Origin of the sequence: Rummeliibacillus pycnus (assembly GCF_050459865.1) — a bacterium.
GTDB lineage: Bacteria > Bacillota > Bacilli > Bacillales_A > Planococcaceae > Rummeliibacillus > Rummeliibacillus pycnus_B.
The window spans coordinates 80,378-97,077 of the sequence record NZ_JBCMNM010000026.1; the positions used below are offsets into that span (position 1 = coordinate 80,378).

The 16,700-nt window shown below is 36.0% G+C and carries 14 protein-coding genes; 11 read left to right on the forward strand and 3 right to left on the reverse strand.

The window, feature by feature from the left end; translation table 11 throughout:
• Positions 1–11: 11 nt before the first annotated feature.
• Positions 12–947: a class I SAM-dependent methyltransferase gene (locus ABE048_RS07365; protein WP_430310267.1), complete on the forward strand. Its 936-nt coding sequence runs from the start codon at positions 12–14 to the stop codon at positions 945–947.
• 68 nt (positions 948–1,015) lie between these two features.
• On the opposite strand, the gene ABE048_RS07370 is transcribed toward ABE048_RS07365, so the two are convergent.
• Positions 1,016–1,474 (reverse strand): universal stress protein, encoded by a 459-nt coding sequence (locus tag ABE048_RS07370; protein ID WP_430310269.1) that lies wholly within the window; start codon positions 1,472–1,474, stop codon positions 1,016–1,018.
• A gap of 301 nt (positions 1,475–1,775) precedes the next feature.
• Here ABE048_RS07370 and ald point away from each other — a divergent pair, with 301 nt between their 5' ends.
• Positions 1,776–2,888 (forward strand): alanine dehydrogenase, encoded by a 1,113-nt coding sequence (gene ald / locus ABE048_RS07375; protein WP_430310270.1) that lies wholly within the window; start codon positions 1,776–1,778, stop codon positions 2,886–2,888.
• A gap of 184 nt (positions 2,889–3,072) precedes the next feature.
• Here the strand turns inward: ald and ABE048_RS07380 are convergent, their stop codons facing one another.
• Positions 3,073–4,170: a M24 family metallopeptidase gene (locus ABE048_RS07380; RefSeq protein ID WP_430310272.1), complete on the reverse strand. Its 1,098-nt coding sequence runs from the start codon at positions 4,168–4,170 to the stop codon at positions 3,073–3,075.
• A gap of 160 nt (positions 4,171–4,330) precedes the next feature.
• Between ABE048_RS07380 and ABE048_RS07385 the strand changes: the two genes are divergently transcribed.
• On the forward strand, positions 4,331–5,011 hold the full coding sequence (locus ABE048_RS07385; RefSeq protein WP_430310273.1) for a metal-dependent hydrolase: 681 nt from the start codon (positions 4,331–4,333) through the stop codon (positions 5,009–5,011).
• Positions 5,012–5,115: 104 nt separating this feature from the next.
• Positions 5,116–6,426: a DRTGG domain-containing protein gene (locus tag ABE048_RS07390; protein WP_430310274.1), complete on the forward strand. Its 1,311-nt coding sequence runs from the start codon at positions 5,116–5,118 to the stop codon at positions 6,424–6,426.
• A gap of 47 nt (positions 6,427–6,473) precedes the next feature.
• On the opposite strand, the gene ABE048_RS07395 is transcribed toward ABE048_RS07390, so the two are convergent.
• A complete protein-coding gene (locus tag ABE048_RS07395) occupies positions 6,474–6,791 on the reverse strand; it encodes a YtpI family protein (RefSeq protein WP_430310275.1) in 318 nt (105 codons plus the stop codon).
• A gap of 124 nt (positions 6,792–6,915) precedes the next feature.
• Between ABE048_RS07395 and ABE048_RS07400 the strand changes: the two genes are divergently transcribed.
• The 7 genes from ABE048_RS07400 to pyk all read left to right on the forward strand — a co-directional run bounded on the left by ABE048_RS07400 (position 6,916) and on the right by pyk (position 16,676).
• The gene (locus ABE048_RS07400) at positions 6,916–7,857 is read left to right on the forward strand and encodes a DHH family phosphoesterase (RefSeq protein ID WP_430310276.1); all 942 of its coding nucleotides are present in this window, start codon (positions 6,916–6,918) and stop codon (positions 7,855–7,857) included.
• Positions 7,858–7,878: 21 nt separating this feature from the next.
• On the forward strand, positions 7,879–10,965 hold the full coding sequence (gene dnaE, locus ABE048_RS07405) for a DNA polymerase III subunit alpha (protein WP_430310341.1): 3,087 nt from the start codon (positions 7,879–7,881) through the stop codon (positions 10,963–10,965).
• A gap of 158 nt (positions 10,966–11,123) precedes the next feature.
• Positions 11,124–11,771: a FadR/GntR family transcriptional regulator gene (locus ABE048_RS07410; RefSeq protein WP_430310277.1), complete on the forward strand. Its 648-nt coding sequence runs from the start codon at positions 11,124–11,126 to the stop codon at positions 11,769–11,771.
• A 2-nt stretch (positions 11,772–11,773) separates the two neighbouring features.
• Complete coding sequence (gene accD, locus ABE048_RS07415; RefSeq protein ID WP_430310278.1) at positions 11,774–12,631, forward strand: acetyl-CoA carboxylase, carboxyltransferase subunit beta; 858 nt, start codon at positions 11,774–11,776, stop codon at positions 12,629–12,631.
• Positions 12,632–13,585, forward strand: coding sequence for an acetyl-CoA carboxylase carboxyl transferase subunit alpha (gene accA, locus ABE048_RS07420; RefSeq protein ID WP_430310279.1), 954 nt, complete (start codon positions 12,632–12,634; stop codon positions 13,583–13,585).
• A 350-nt stretch (positions 13,586–13,935) separates the two neighbouring features.
• The gene (pfkA, locus tag ABE048_RS07425; protein WP_430310280.1) at positions 13,936–14,895 is read left to right on the forward strand and encodes a 6-phosphofructokinase; all 960 of its coding nucleotides are present in this window, start codon (positions 13,936–13,938) and stop codon (positions 14,893–14,895) included.
• A gap of 20 nt (positions 14,896–14,915) precedes the next feature.
• The gene (gene pyk / locus ABE048_RS07430; RefSeq protein WP_430310282.1) at positions 14,916–16,676 is read left to right on the forward strand and encodes a pyruvate kinase; all 1,761 of its coding nucleotides are present in this window, start codon (positions 14,916–14,918) and stop codon (positions 16,674–16,676) included.
• Positions 16,677–16,700 lie beyond the last annotated feature (24 nt).

The following is a 16,700-nucleotide window of genomic DNA, read 5'->3' on the forward strand; positions in this document are numbered from 1 at the left end:
AGGAGAACAAAATGGAAAACATTGAAAAGTTATTTTCATTTATAGATGAATATGCAGAAAACATAGCAAAAGAGCATGATTTAACTTACTTAGATAGTGTTCTAGAAACTTTAAATACATGGTTAGATGGTGAAATAAAACCAGTGGGATTCGAACCATCTAAAGAAGAAATAAGAAAAGCAATCCAACTTACCCTTTTAAAAGGGATGCGTCAAAGCGCACAACCGAATCACCAAATGACACCTGATTCACTTGGCTTATTACTTGGCTATTTTGTTGAACAATTTTATGAAGAAGAGTTTAAATCTAATAATAAAATTACAATGTTAGATCCAGCAATCGGAACAGGTAATTTACTTTTAACAGTGATGAATTTAGTAGGAGATAAAATTGAAGGTGTTGGAGTTGAAATAGATGAGTTATTGATTCAACTAGCAGCAGCATCAGCAGAATTAGAAAAACAACCAGTTTCCTTATATAGACAAGACGCACTAGAAAACTTGATGATTGACCCTGCAGATGCGGTTATTTGTGATTTACCAATAGGATTTTACCCAAATGATGAAGTTGTGAAAGAATATGAGGTAAAAGCACAAGAAGGTATGACTTTTGCTCATCATTTATTTATCGAACAATCTCTAAAATACGTTAAAGATGGTGGCTATCTGTTCTTCCTTGTACCAGACCATATTTTTGAATCTGAACAATCCTCATTATTAAACAAATTAATTACACAAAAAGCTTGGATTCAGGCAGTAATTCAATTGCCTGATGAATTGTTCTCAAGTAAAGCTCATGCGAAAAGCTTATTTATCTTACAAAAGAAGAATGAAACAGATAAACCAGTAAAAGAAGTGCTTCTTGCGAAAGTTCCTAATATGAAAAATATGAAAGCATTAGAATTGTTCTTTGCAAAAGTCCGAAAATGGAAAAAAGAAAAGAAGTAATAAAAACAAAAAAGCTTACAGAACAATCATACGTTCTGTAAGCTTTTAAGATTTAATGATGAGTTATACTATTTTTCAACAACTGCTGAATCTGTACGAACAACAAGAACATCACATTTTGCTGAGCGTACAATACTTTCAGAAACACTACCGATTAAGAATCTTTCAACAGCATTAAGACCTGTAGCACCACAGATTATTAGATCTGCTTCCACTTTTTGAGAGACATCTTTTGTGATAATTGTCTTTGGTGAACCATATTCAATTAATACGTTAACGTTTTTAACGCCTGCAGCTTCAGCTTCTTTTTTGTATCCTTCTAACAATTCTTCAGCAAACTCTTGAGCGCGTTCTTGGATTGAACGATCATAAGCTTCAATTGCAGCAAATGAACGAGTGTCAATAATGTTAACTAAGTTAAGAGTTGATTCGTTACGATTTGCTACTGCAATTGCTTTTTTGAACGCATATTCTGCTTCTTTTGAACCGTCTACTGCCACAACGATGTTATTATAAGTTAATGCCATAATGGATTCCTCCTTTTTTATATGTCCATTATAACATTCTTTGTTTATAAAAAAATCCCTTTAATTCCAAGTTTGAAAATTTGTAAAATATCTATGAAACTGCAAATATAAAGGGATTCTGTGTGCTTTTTTAGATAAATTGATTTCCAACATTTTGATAGTGTTATCTTAAAAAAGATAATTTTCCAAATAATCAACAAAATCATTTAAAAATCTGATACAATGAACTTGTTTTTATGTAAGGTAATAAAATATACATAAAAAACAATAGATTACTTTTTTATAATGAGGAGGATGGGGTATGAAAATTGGTGTTCCAAAGGAAATAAAAAACAACGAAAACCGTGTAGCAATGACGCCAGCCGGTGTTGTGAACTTAACAGTGTTTGGGCACGAAGTATTTATTCAGACAGGTGCAGGTCTTGGTTCTGGCTTTTCCGATGAGGATTACAAAGCCGCAGGCGCTCATATCGTAGAAACAGCCGAAGAAGCTTGGAAACAAGAAATGGTGATGAAAGTAAAAGAACCAATTTCTTCTGAATTTGATTATTTTTATGAAGGACAAATTCTTTTCACTTATTTACATTTAGCTCCTGAGCCAGAACTAACTCAAGCTCTGCTAGATAAAAAAGTAGTAGCAATTGCTTATGAAACAGTGCAATTACCAAACCGTTCATTACCATTGTTAACACCAATGAGTGAAGTAGCAGGCAAAATGGCTACTCAAATTGGTGCACAGTATTTAGAAAAACAAGAAGGCGGTAAAGGAATTTTACTTGGTGGCGTGTCAGGGGTGCCACGTGCTAAAGTGACAATAATCGGTGGCGGTATGGCAGGTGCTAATGCTGCAAAAGTTGCAATTGGCATGGGTGCTGAAGTAACAATTATCGATTTAAGTCCAGAACGCTTACGTCAATTAGATGATCAATTTGGACGTGATGTACAAACATTAATGTCAAATCCATATAATATTGCAGAGTCAGTGAAAAATTCTGATTTAGTAATCGGTGCAGTGCTAATTCCAGGCGCGAAAGCACCAAAACTAGTTACTGAAGAGATGATTAAGTCAATGACTCCAGGTTCAGTAGTTGTAGATATTGCGATTGACCAAGGTGGTATTTTCGAATCATCTGATCGTATTACAACTCACGATGACCCAACTTATATTAAGCATGGTGTTGTTCACTATGCAGTTGCGAATATGCCAGGTGCTGTACCTCGTACATCAACAATTGCATTAACAAATAACACAGTGCCATATGCATTACAAATTGCAAATAAAGGCTATAAACGAGCATGCTTAACAAATGAAGCCTTGAAAAAAGGATTAAATACTTTAGATGGACAAGTTACATTTGAAGCTGTAGCAGAAGCTTTGAATTATCCATATGTCTCAGCTGATAGTCTTTTATAAAAAGTATAAGATGTAACTACCTGAAAAACTAATTTCGTTGACCTCTCAAATTTACTTTGAGAGGTCTATTTTATTTATAATGTTAGTTAACCTATTTTCTGAAAAATTTTCCTTCGAATTAGCTTCAAAAATATAAAACCCGCAAACCTTTGATCTGGTTGCGGGTTTCAATGTATCTATGAAATTATTTTGGTTCAATAATTTGTAGTTCTTTAGGGAAGCTTGTTAGCACTTCTACGCCATTCGCTGTTACGTAAACATCGTCTTCGATACGAACGCCTGCTGTATCACCTTTGTAGATACCTGGTTCGATTGTGAAGACCATACCTTCTTTTAGAGCCATTTCGTTTGCACCATGCACAGAAGGGAATTCATGTACTGAGATTCCTAGACCATGACCAAGACGGTGAGTGAAATATTCGCCGTATCCAGCATCACTGATGACATCGCGAGCCACTTTATCTAAATCCATAGCGCGAACGCCTGGTTTTACAGCAGTAATTGCAGATTCATTTGCATTTTTAACAGCTTCGTAAACAGCTTTTTGTACGTCAGAAGGTTCGCCAAATGCTACTGTACGAGTAATATCTGAGCAGTAACCTTCGTAAACAACTCCAAGGTCAAATAATACTAAATCGCCTTTTTGGATTTTTTGAGTACCTGGAGTACCATGTGGTGAAGCGGCATTTAAACCAGTTAGAACTATTGTATCGAATGACATGTATACGCCTTTTTCTTTCATTGCAGATTCGATAGCAGAAAGTACTTCAATTTCAGTTTTACCTTCAGCTAATTCGTTGCAACCAACTTCAATAGCATAGTCAGCTAATTTAGCAGCTTCACGTAATTTTTCTAATTCATCTTCAGATTTTACTAAACGCATATTATTTAATTGTTCGTCTAGGCCAACGAATTTTGTAGTTGGGTAAAAGCCTTGTAGAGCTTCTAGACGTTCAACTGTTAAGTGAGTTTTTTCAATTGCAATACTGTTTAATTGCATATTACGAGCTTTAGCGGTGTTATAGAAAATTTCCCATGCGTTTTCAGTATCGTCATGTCCAACTGTTTCGAATGACCAGCCTGCAGCTTTTGCATCAGGAACTTCCATTTTAGGGCAAATCATAAATGGTTCTGCCTCTTTAAATACCATTACGCCAAGGAGACGCTCATGAGGATCGCTGCTGAAACCTGAAAGATAAAAAACATTATCAGGTGTTGTAATGAATGCAGCATCGATATTTTTTTCTTGTAAATAATTTTGAATAATTTGTACTTTGTTCATAAGTATCCTCCTTAGAATTTCAGAGCTCTTGAAATAACGATACGATAATAAATCTTTAATTTAAGTAACTCTTTTCAACTATAGTCTATCAAAAAAGAGGATAATAAGTAACAATAACGAATAGAAATGATGAAACGATTCATTGAAAGGATGATACTTCATGCAAATTTCTTATCATGGGCACTCAGTTGTGAAAGTTAAAACAAATGGCTATACAATTTTATTTGATCCGTTTATTACAGGTAATAGTCTAACGGATTTAAAAGTGGAAGAGCAAAAACCGGATGTGATTTTGTTGACGCATGGTCATAACGATCATGTTGGGGATACTGTTGAAATTGCCAAACAATCTGGAGCTCTCGTTATAGCACCTTATGAATTAGCTGTGTATCTTTCATGGCAAGGCATTGAAACACACCCAATGCATATTGGCGGTACACATCAATTCGACTTCGGTAAAGTGAAACTAACACAAGCTTTTCACGGTTCATCATATACAACGGATGATCAACAAATCATCTATACAGGTATGCCCTCCGGAATATTACTATTCGTAGAAGGTAAGACGATTTATCATGCTGGAGATACTGCGCTATTTAGTGATATGAAGCTAATTGGGGAAAATCATCCAATTGATGTGGCGTTTTTACCAATAGGAGATAATTTCACAATGGGGCCAGAAGATGCAGCTAGAGCAGCGCAATTTTTGAAGCCAAAAGAAATTGTACCAATCCATTACAATACATTCCCTCTAATAGAACAAAATCCAGAAGAATTTGCTGAAATGGTCTCAACAACTTCCGTTCGTGTGATGAAATCGGGAGATAAATTTGACATTTAATTGAAATAGATGTAAAAATGTTTATTTCAGCATCAAAATACTAAAGAAAATTGATGAAATATGTTACACTTAAGCCAGAATGATGTTGGAAATTAGGTGATTTTTTGGCTACAAAACATGAAAAGATTCTTCAATTTATTGAATCGTTACCTGTAGGCGATAAAATTTCAGTACGTCAAATTGCAAAAGAAATGTCTGTTAGTGAAGGAACAGCTTATCGTGCGATTAAAGAAGCTGAAACAAGACGTTTAGTTAGTACAATTGAACGTGTAGGTACTATTCGGATTGAAAAGAAGAAAAAAGAAAATATTGAACGACTAACATTTGCAGAGATTGTCAATATAGTTGAAGGACAAGTATTGGGCGGTAAAAGTGGACTTCATAAAACATTGACGAAATTTGTTATTGGCGCTATGAAGCTTGATGATATGATGCGTTATACAGATGCAGGTAGTCTCTTAATAGTTGGGAATCGTGAACAATCACACGAGTATGCGCTCCAAGCGGGTGCTGCTGTTCTGGTTACCGGTGGTTTCGACACAACTGAAGAAGCAAAGAAACTAGCGGACCAATTAGAGCTGCCTATTATCTCGACGAGCTATGATACGTTTACAGTTGCAACGATGATTAACCGAGCTATTTATGACCAATTGATTAAAAAAGAAATTTTATTAATCGAAGATATTGTGGTTCCAATAAAAAACACATCTTATTTAAAATCAACGGACACAGTCAAAGATTATAATCTACTCAATTCTGAAACAACCCATGGAGGTTACCCAGTAGTTGATAAACACGACAAAATAGTCGGGATTGTTACGTCACGCGACTTAATCGGAAAACACGACAATGATCAAATTGACCGTTTGATGACACGCAATCCAATTACAGTTTCGATGAAAACAAGTGTTGCAACAGCTGGTCATCGAATGATTTGGGAAGGTATTGATCTATTACCTGTTGCAGATGACCATGGGATTTTGCAAGGGGTTGTTAGTCGTCAAGATGTACTGAAAGCATTGCAAATGGCTCAAAGACAACCACAACATGGTGAAACAATTGATGATTTAGTAAAAAATGAAATGTCAATGGAATCATCAGAAGAAGAAGTAAGTGTACAATTCTCTGTAACTCCTCAAATGACAAATCAATTTGGTGCTATATCATATGGTGCATTCACAACACTAGTTGTCGAATCCGGTTCCTTCACATTGAAAAAGGTAAAACGTGGTGAAAGTGTTTTAGAAAACATGTCCATCTATTTTATCAAACCGATTCAAATGGAAACTTTAGTTACAGTAAAACCACGCATACTAGATATGAGTCGTAAGTTTGCCAAAATGGACTTTGAAGTATTTAGTGAAGAAATGCTAGTGGGGAAAGCTATGGCAACATTCCAATTACTTGAACGTTAATAGGCAATGCATGCAAACACTAAAAAAGTGATGCACATTTTTGTGCATCACTTTTTGTTCAATTCTTCTTCTTCTGCAATATACTGAGCATAATGGTGAACGCGTTTATTATAATTGATGCAAGCAAATAAACCAAAGACAATCATAATCGCGCAAACTACATATGTAAGAACAGTATGATATAAAATTATTTGGTTAATCCCAAATAGAATCAATAGGATACCAAGTGCAACACCTGCACGGTTAGCATACCATTTTTTGCGAATTGGTAAGTTTGTGCGGAATTGTTTTGTTTTAAAATAAAAGTAAAACACAAATGTAATGATGATCAAAAATGCTAAAATAATATTAAAGATATTACTCATGGTGTTCCTCCTAAAAAGCAAATAGGCAAATCTACCTTTATTTTAACGATATTGGTAAAAAAAAGATAGTAGAAACTAGGAGACATTACGGTTAGTAAAAAAACAAATCATTGGAGGGGTATTCTTGAAAAAAGATATAATTGAAACCATTTCATCGTACGAAACGATTATTTTGCATCGTCACGTTCGTCCTGATGCTGATGCTTACGGTTCACAATTAGGTTTACAAGCAATATTAAAAACAACTTTCCCTGAAAAAAAGATATATGCAGTTGGTGAGCATGATTTAGCATTTGATTATTTAGGACACCCTGAAAATATTGCTGATGAAGTTTTTGAGAACGCATTAGTCATTTGTACGGATACTGCAAATACAGAACGTATAGATGACCAAAGATATAACAAAGGGAAATTATTAATCAAAATAGATCATCATCCAAATGATGATGCTTACGGTGATTTGCTATGGGTGAATACAGCCGCAAGTTCATGCAGTGAAATGATTTACGAATTATTTAAAGAGGGACAAGAAACTGCTGGATGGAAAATGGATTCGACGGCGGCACGTTTACTGTTTGCAGGTATTGTTGGTGATACAGGACGTTTCATCTATCCAAGTACAACTGAAACTACATTTAAAGTAGTTGGAGAGCTTATTCAGTATGATTTTGATCGTGCAGCATTATTCGATAGCATGTATGAACTTGATCGTTCTCTATTACATTTACAAGGATATATTTATCAAAACTTCTCTATTGATGAAAATGGGGCAGCTTTCATAAAGTTACCAATAAATATTTTAGAGGAATTCGGAGTTACAGCAAGTGATACTTCAGCTTTAGTTGGATCACTCGGAGATGTCAAAGGGATTAAAGCATGGGTGATGTTCGTAGAGGAAGCGGATCAAATTCGTGTTCGTTTACGTTCTAAAGGACCAGTGATTAATACTTTGGCAAAACAATATCGTGGTGGTGGTCACCCTATGGCTTCTGGGGCTACAATCTATAAATGGGCTGAAGCGGATGAAGTTATAAATATTTTACAATCGCTATGTAAGGAAGCTTAGAAAAGAAAGGAAGAGATAATGATGCAACCCGTATACTCACAAGTTGTTACAGCTGCGGACATGCTCAATAGTACAATTCGTATAAGTGAACTCATTTCCTTCCTTCATCAAGAAAATGCTAAGGCTTGCGCCATTACGAATTCAAAATTGTATGGGGTGCTGCCTTTTTGGCGTACTCTGAAAAAAACAACAATACACCCTGTAATAGGTTTAACAGTCCAGGTGGAATTTTCTGCAGAGGATATCAGAACTCTCGTGTTATATGCTCGAAATTTGGATGGATATCATAATCTATTGAAAATTACCTCGTCAACTTCTTTACGTGACAATGAAACCTTACCACTTCGCTGGCTAGAAGGGTATCACAAAGGCTGTATAGTATTAGTACCAATAACTTCAGATACTTGGCAACAAGATCAAACTTTTAATGCAATAGAAAAACTGCAGAGGATTTTTGGCAGTGATCATTTAATGATGGGGATTGATCGTCCTGGAGGGATCAAACATCATGCGGAAGAAAATATAGTTACATATTGTGAAGAAAATTGTATTAAAATTTGTGCGACACATTTAAGTACTTTTGTTAAGGAAGAACATTCATTTACATTTGAAGTTGCAAAAGCGATATCAACAGGTGCTAAAATGGCAGATCAGGAAAAAATATCTTTGAGAGAAAGTAAGCAATTTTTGCCGACCTCTCAAAATTATAGTGACTGGTTTGATGACCATCCTGATTGGCTAGAAGCGACAGAGGAAATGCTATTATCCTGCCATGTTGAATTAGATTACAATCAATTTTATATGCCGAAATTTCCTGTTCCAGAAGGAAAAAACACATCAGAAATTTTGAAAATAAACTGTTTAGAAGGATTACAGAATCGAATTCCAAATGCAGCAACAGAATATCAAGAGAGGTTGTCCTATGAATTAGACGTAATTACGAAAATGGGCTATGCTGATTATTTTCTAATAGTTGCAGACTATATACAATTTGCAAGGAGTAAGAACATATTAACTGGTCCAGGGCGTGGATCTTCAGCAAGTTCTCTAGTTGCTTATGCTCTTAGAATAACAGATGTAGATCCTCTGAAATATGGTTTATTATTTGAACGATTTTTAAATCCTGAACGTATTACATTGCCTGATATTGATGTCGATTTTGCAGATTATCGTAGACAAGAAGTTATTCAATATGTTGCGGATAAATATGGAGCCAATTACACATCTCAAATCATCACATTTGGAACATTATCTGCGAAAGCAGTAGCTCGTGATGTAGCACGAGTTTTTGGCTTTAGTAATGAAGACCTTGCTCAGATTTCAAAGCTTATACCTGGTAAAGTAGGGATCACACTGCATGAGGCAATAGATCAATCAGAAGCTTTAAGAAGATTTGTCAATTCAAGTGAAATTCGTCAACAGTGGATGCAAGTAGCTATGAATTTAGAAGGGCTACCAAGAAATGCATCTACTCATGCAGCGGGAGTCGTTTTATGTCCAGAGCCATTAGTAAATATCGCACCTATTGAAAAAGGAAATGAAGGACTCTATTTAACTCAATGGCCGATGCAAGAAGTAGAATCTGTTGGTTTATTGAAGATGGACTTTTTAGGATTGCGTAACTTAACGATATTAGAGGGAATTCGTTCGATGATTTACTATGATCAAAAACGATACTTGCAATTTGAGAAAATTCCATTACATGATCAAAAAACATTTGAATTGCTCCAAAGTGGTGATACTACAGGAGTATTTCAATTAGAATCAGACGGTATGAGACAGGCTTTACGTGAGATAAGACCAACTGTATTTCAAGATATTGTAGCGGTCAATGCATTATATCGCCCAGGTCCAATGGATTTTATCCCTGTATATAGTAGAAGGAAGCATGGACAAGAAAAAGTAGAAATGCCACATCCGGTATTAGAGCCAATTTTAAGTGAGACTTATGGTGTCATCGTGTACCAAGAGCAAATTATGCTCATTGCATCACAAATGGCTGGTTTTACAATGGGAGAAGCAGATATATTGCGTCGTGCAGTAAGCAAGAAAAAAAAGGAAGTACTTGATGCTGAAAAAGAACATTTTGTAAAAAATTCTATTGCCAATGGGTTTTCTGAACAAACTGCAGTGGATGTATATAACTTAATCGTTCGGTTTGCAAATTATGGTTTTCCAAAAAGTCATGCAGTAGCATATAGTATGATCTCTTATCAAATGGCGTATTTAAAAGCACATTTTCCTGCCTATTTTTATGCAGCGATGCTGACTTCAACTCTGGGGAACCGTGATAAGTTAAATAAAATATTGCAGGAAGCAAAACAAAAGGGCATTATCCTTTTACCACCTTCTATTAATGATAGCGGGCGATCTTTTCGAGTTCAAAATGGTGCCATTCGATTTGCACTATCAGCAATCAAAGGTGTGCCACAAACCTTTTTGAGTAAAGTAATGGAGATTCGTAAAACGGATCACCAGAAGTGGCAAGATATATTCGATATGGCTCTCGATTTAACAGCAGTACATTTCACTCGTAAAGCTGTAGAACCGTTAGTCAAAGCCGGTGCTCTTGATGAATTTGGAAGAGATAGAGCAGAACTTTTGGCTACGATTGATGCAGCTGTTAAGCATGCGGAACTGTATAGACCAGATGAAGAGGATCAACTATTAGATGATCTATCATTCTTCTTTGGTAAACCTAAGCATGCAAAAGCAAGTCCAATTCCAGAAAAAATTAAATTACAATTTGAAAAGGAAGTGTTAGGATTCTACATTTCTACACATCCGGTACAAAAAGTGAAGCAAGAACAGCAAATTCAGTCAGAAACTGCAGATATGATTCGACATATGACAGGTAGACAATACGTCAAAATGGTAGGGCTAGTAGCTTCTATTAAACAAATCAGAACTAAAAAAGGCGAATTAATGGGTTTTATAGAATTAGAAGATGAGACGGGGAGTATCTCTGTAACTATTTTCCCGAAAGAATATTTAGCGATAGTTGAATGGATAAAAGAAGAACAAATGATGCTTGCTGAGGGGATTGTAGAGATGAGAAATGGACAACCTCAAATTATATTAAAAAAATGTACAGTTATTTCGTCATAAATATAACTAAAAATAAATAGGAAATTTGTCTAAACTGTGTGTCCATCGCACAGTTTTATTATTTTTTACTTTACTAATGAAAACAAATTCTGTATTATATAACTCAAAAGTGGTCAGACCACTTTTGGGCGATATTTTGAACATTGAGGAGACTAAGTATGAGCGTAGAAAAACCTGCTTCGAAAATGTTTATACAGATTGTACGTGAATTACGTGGGATCATTCAGGATGAGAAAATTCCACCTGGAGGTAAAATTCCGTCTGAACGTGTTCTTGCAGAGCGTTTAAATGTTGGACGTTCTTCTATTAGAGAAGCACTACGCAGTCTAGAATTATTAGGCTTGATTGAAACCCGTAGAGGTGGGGGTACCTTTGTAGCGGATTTTCATAATCATCAATTAGTTGAAGTGTTATCAACGTTTATTTTACAAGAGGAAAAGGATTTAAGAAATGTTCACGAAACAAGGAAAATTTTAGAACGGGATGCCATCCGTATTGTGACGGATGATGAAGTGCTTCGGAATTTACCGGTGTGGGAGAGTTTGTTAAAGAATGTGATTGCAGTGGGACGAATTGCACGTGAGGATTTGATGCGGGAAGTTATAATCACATCAAATAATCGACTTGTGCTTAAAATTTGGATACTTTTAAAACAATATGGAAAAGAACCATATAGTGGGCTATCGACAGAAGAAGAGCAGCCATTACTACAAACTTTAATAAGTGAAATAATGCTTGGACATACCAAAAAGGCTATTCGGGCCTTTGAAGATTGGACGAAGTTACTACATAAAGGGAGAGAATAGTTATGAGTATTCGAGATATATTTAAAAAAAATAAACCAAATAAAAATATAACAATTACAAGAGAACAGCATGATGTACCGGAGGGTATCATGACAAAATGTCCAGAATGTAATCATGTCATGCTAACAAAAGATCTACAAAAGAATCAAAAGGTTTGTCCAAACTGTCAATATCATCATAAAATGACTGCGAAGGAACGAATTGATAACTTTTTAGATGAAGGATCATTCCAATCGTTAGATGATCATTTACAAACAGTGAATCCATTAAATTTCCCAGGATACGTTGAAAAAGTCAATTCAGATATAAAGAAAACCGGACTAAATGAAGCTGTTTTAACAGGAGTAGGAAAACTAGAAGAGCAACAAGTTGTTGTTGCAGTAATGGATTCTTTTTTCCGTATGGGTTCTATGGGATCTGTAGTCGGAGAAAAAATTACGAGAGCAATCGAAAAGGCTACAGAGCTTGGCGTTCCATTTATTATTTTTACTGCTAGTGGTGGAGCTAGAATGCAAGAGGGTGTAATCTCACTTATGCAAATGGCAAAAACAAGCGTAGCTCTTGAACGTCATAGTGAAAAGGGAAATCTATTTATTTCTATTATGACTAACCCAACAACTGGTGGTGTTTCTGCTAGTTTTGCTTCAGTTGGTGATATCAATTTAGCAGAACCAAACGCTTTAATAGGTTTTGCAGGTCGTCGAGTAATTGAACAAACCGTTAGAGAAAAACTACCAAATGATTTCCAAACATCAGAATTTTTATTAGCACATGGCCAATTAGATGCAGTTGTATCACGTCATGATATGAGAAAAACAGTTTGCAAAATTGTAAAATTGCATGTAAAGGAGGCTATCTAAATGGTCAAAACATTACCTTTTGAAGAGCCGCTAGTTCAATTACGTTCAAAGATTACAGAACTAAAAGAATTTACATCGAATGCAGATGTAGATTTGACAAAAGAGATTGAACAGTTAGAGCAACGTTTTACAAACCTTGAAAAAGACATTTATCATAATTTGAAACCATGGGATCGAGTTCAAATTGCGCGTCATCCAGAACGCCCAACAACACTCGATTATGTACATCAACTTTTTAATGATTTCATCGAGCTTCATGGTGACCGTAACTTTGGTGATGATGAAGCCATTGTTGGTGGTATCGCTTCTTTTGAAGGAACTCCAATTACAATAATTGGTCATCAAAGAGGAAAAGATACAAAAGAAAATATTCGACGTAATTTCGGTATGCCTCATCCAGAAGGATATCGAAAAGCATTACGTTTAATGAAACAAGCAGAGAAATTTAAACGACCTATTATTTGTTTCATCGATACAAAAGGTGCGTATCCTGGTAAAGCAGCTGAGGAACGAGGTCAAAGTGAAGCAATCGCTAGAAATCTAGTAGAAATGGCTGGATTAAAAGTTCCGATTATAAGTGTAGTAATAGGAGAAGGTGGAAGTGGCGGCGCATTAGCGTTAGGTGTTGCAAACCACGTGCATATGCTAGAGAATTCAACGTATTCTGTAATCTCACCTGAGGGAGCAGCATCAATTTTATGGAAAGATGCAACCCTTGCACAAAAAGCAGCGGAGGCTATGCGAATCACAGCTCCAAATCTAAAAGAAGAAAATATTATTGAAGAAATTATACCTGAAGTATTAGGTGGAGCTCACAAAGATGTTCAAAAGCAAGCACAATTCTTGAAAGAAGTTTTGCTTCATTCTTTAAAAGAATTGAAAAATATGTCAGAGCTAGAATTAGTTGATCAACGCTACAACAAATTTAGAAAAATTGGCGTTTTTTCAGAATAAATGGTGTTCAAAAGAGGTCTGACAAGTTAAAATAATGTTATATTAGGATAAAGGGCTGTTTTAAACGAATGATTACAATCGTTTGAATCAGCCTCTTTCTTTCAGACCATGGGACATTTTGGAATGCCATACATATAAATATGGCACTATACTGAATGTTGGAGTAAAGAAATAATTAATGTAAAAATAATATTTTGTTCGCTATTATATTTTGGAGTGTTCATTTTTTAGGAAACAGTAAAAGGGGAAGGCGCCGAAATGGATAGGTAAATTATTTTGCATTTATTACCTCAACATTAGTCGAAATGGATAAATGTTCTAATGAAGAATTGGCAGGAGGTTTGGTACAGATGAAAAAAATAGGCGTATTAACAAGTGGTGGAGACGCTCCTGGTATGAACGCTGCTGTACGTGCAGTTGTCAGAAAAGCACTTTATCATGGAATTGAAGTTGCTGGCATTTATCATGGTTATCAAGGCCTTATCGAAGGGAATATTAAAGATTTAGGCGTAGGTGATGTGGGTGATATTATTCAACGAGGCGGAACCATGTTATACTCAGCTCGATGCCCTGAATTTAAAACAGCTGAAGGTCAAGAAAAGGCTATCGAACAATTAAGAAAACGTGGAATCGAAGGACTTGTTGTTATTGGTGGTGACGGTTCTTACCGTGGGGCGCTTGAACTAACTAATAAAGGTTTCCCATGTATCGGTGTACCGGGAACAATTGATAATGATATTCCAGGCACAGACTATACAATTGGTTTTGATACAGCATTAAACACTGTGATTGATTGTATCGATAAAATTCGTGATACAGCAACTTCTCATGAACGTTCATTTATCATCGAAGTAATGGGACGTGATGCAGGTGATCTAGCGCTTTGGGCAGGGCTTGCAGGAGGTGCTGAAACAATCATCATCCCGGAAGTACCAAACGATATAGATGGCTTAGTAAAACGATTAGAACAAGGTCATGAACGTGGTAAAAAGCATAGTATTATTATTGTTGCAGAAGGTGTAATGTCAGGCGGAGAACTAGCAAAAATATTAATAGAAAAAGCCAACATTGAAACACGTGTCTCAGTCTTAGGACATATTCAACGTGGAGGTTCACCGACTGCAAGAGACCGTGTACTTGCAAGTCAACTTGGTGCAAAAGCGGTTGAAGTTTTAATGGAAGACCGCGGAGGTGTAGCTATTGGCATTCGTAATCATGAGGTGGTAGACTATGATTTGAAAGAGGCCTTTAACAAAGAGCATAAAGCGGAGTTATCAATGTATAGCTTATCGAAAGAATTATCGATCTAATAAAATGGAGTGGTATATCAATGAGAAAAACAAAAATTGTCTGCACAATTGGACCAGCAAGTGAATCACAAGAAACATTAGTTTCATTAATCGAAGCAGGTATGAATGTTGCCCGCTTGAACTTTTCACATGGTAGCCATGAGGAACATGCAGTACGTATTCAAGCGATTCGTGAAGCAGCGAAAAATACTGGCAAAGTTGTAGCTATTTTACTCGATACTAAAGGACCTGAAATCCGTACACATAATATGGAAGATGGAGCAATTGAACTTGTTACAGGACAAAACATTGATATTTCAATGACAGAGGTTCTTGGAAACAAAGAAGTTTTCTCAATTACTTATGAGAGACTAATCGAAGATGTACAAGTTGGCTCTGTTATTTTACTCGATGATGGGTTGATTGAATTACATGTAAAAGGTATTGATAAACAAGCAGGAATAATTCATACATCGGTTGAAAATGCAGGTGTATTAAAAAATAAAAAAGGTGTTAATGTTCCAGGTGTTTCTGTTCAACTTCCAGGTATTACAGAAAAAGATGCTCAAGATATTTTATTTGGTATTGAACAAAAAGTAGACTTTATTGCTGCATCATTTGTACGTCGTCCATCAGATGTTATGGAAATCCGTAAACTACTTGAAGAAAATGGTGCTACTCATATTCATATCATTCCGAAAATCGAAAACCAAGAAGGTGTCGATAATATCGATGAAATTATCCAAGTATCGGATGGTTTAATGGTTGCTCGTGGTGATCTAGGAGTAGAAATTCCAGCAGAAGAAGTACCAGTTGTTCAAAAAGGCTTAATCCATAAATGCAATAAAGCGGGTAAACCAGTTATTACTGCTACTCAAATGTTAGATTCGATGCAACGTAACCCACGCCCAACTCGTGCAGAAGCAAGTGACGTAGCGAATGCTATTCTTGATGGTACAGATGCAATCATGCTATCTGGTGAAACAGCAGCAGGACTTTATCCTGTAGAATCTGTAAAAACAATGGATAAAATTGCGAGCAGAATTGAAGAAACTTTAGATCATAAACGAATTGTAAATGAACGAAGTAAAGAAAAAGGCTCCAACATGACTGAAGCAATCAGTCAAGCTGTTGCCCATACATCTTTGAACCTTCAAGTATCGGCTATTTTAGCACCTACTGAAAGTGGAAATACAGCTAAAATGATTGCAAAATATCGTCCAGGTGTACCAATCATCGCAATGACATCTTCAGATGAAGTATGCCGCAACCTTGCACTAGTATGGGGCGTCATTCCAATTGTAGCTCCTCAAGTGACTTCGACAGATGAAGTATTAGAACAAGTTGTCCAACAAAGTTTAGATAAAGGTTATGTAAAACACGGCGATTTAGTTGTAATCACAGCAGGAGTACCAGTCGGAGAGGCAGGTACAACAAACTTGATGAAACTACATGTAATTGGAGATATGCTTACAAAAGGTCAAGGTATCGGTAAATCTACTGCAATTGGTAAGGCACTTGTTGTTCGTAATGCAGCAGAAGCATTAGCAGAAGATACTACAGGCCGAATTATTGTGACTATTGGATCGGATCGTGATATGATGCCTGCTATTTCGAAATGTGCAGGTTTGATTACAGAAGAAGGCGGATTAACAAGCCATGCCGCAGTTGTCGGATTAAGCCTAGGTATCCCTGTAATTGTAGGCGTAAAAGATGCGACTAAACTTATAAAAAATAATCAAGAAGTTTCAATGGATGCCGTATCAGGCGTAATCTACTATGGATCTTCCAGAATTCTTTAATTCAAACCGCATTCATATAGATTT

Excerpts from the sequence above, each read along its gene's own strand:
- ABE048_RS07385 (WP_430310273.1), top strand. The coding sequence starts at position 4,331 with ATGCAAATTTCTTATCATGGGCACTCAGTTGTGAAAGTTAAAACAAAT.
- ABE048_RS07365 (WP_430310267.1), top strand. The coding sequence starts at position 12 with ATGGAAAACATTGAAAAGTTATTTTCATTTATAGATGAATATGCAGAA.
- dnaE (WP_430310341.1), top strand. The coding sequence starts at position 7,879 with ATGCAACCCGTATACTCACAAGTTGTTACAGCTGCGGACATGCTCAAT.
- ABE048_RS07380 (WP_430310272.1), bottom strand. The coding sequence starts at position 4,170 with ATGAACAAAGTACAAATTATTCAAAATTATTTACAAGAAAAAAATATC.
- accD (WP_430310278.1), top strand. The coding sequence starts at position 11,774 with ATGAGTATTCGAGATATATTTAAAAAAAATAAACCAAATAAAAATATA.
- ABE048_RS07370 (WP_430310269.1), bottom strand. The coding sequence starts at position 1,474 with ATGGCATTAACTTATAATAACATCGTTGTGGCAGTAGACGGTTCAAAA.
- ald (WP_430310270.1), top strand. The coding sequence starts at position 1,776 with ATGAAAATTGGTGTTCCAAAGGAAATAAAAAACAACGAAAACCGTGTA.
- pyk (WP_430310282.1), top strand. The coding sequence starts at position 14,916 with ATGAGAAAAACAAAAATTGTCTGCACAATTGGACCAGCAAGTGAATCA.
- accA (WP_430310279.1), top strand. The coding sequence starts at position 12,632 with ATGGTCAAAACATTACCTTTTGAAGAGCCGCTAGTTCAATTACGTTCA.
- ABE048_RS07395 (WP_430310275.1), bottom strand. The coding sequence starts at position 6,791 with ATGAGTAATATCTTTAATATTATTTTAGCATTTTTGATCATCATTACA.
- pfkA (WP_430310280.1), top strand. The coding sequence starts at position 13,936 with ATGAAAAAAATAGGCGTATTAACAAGTGGTGGAGACGCTCCTGGTATG.
- ABE048_RS07410 (WP_430310277.1), top strand. The coding sequence starts at position 11,124 with ATGAGCGTAGAAAAACCTGCTTCGAAAATGTTTATACAGATTGTACGT.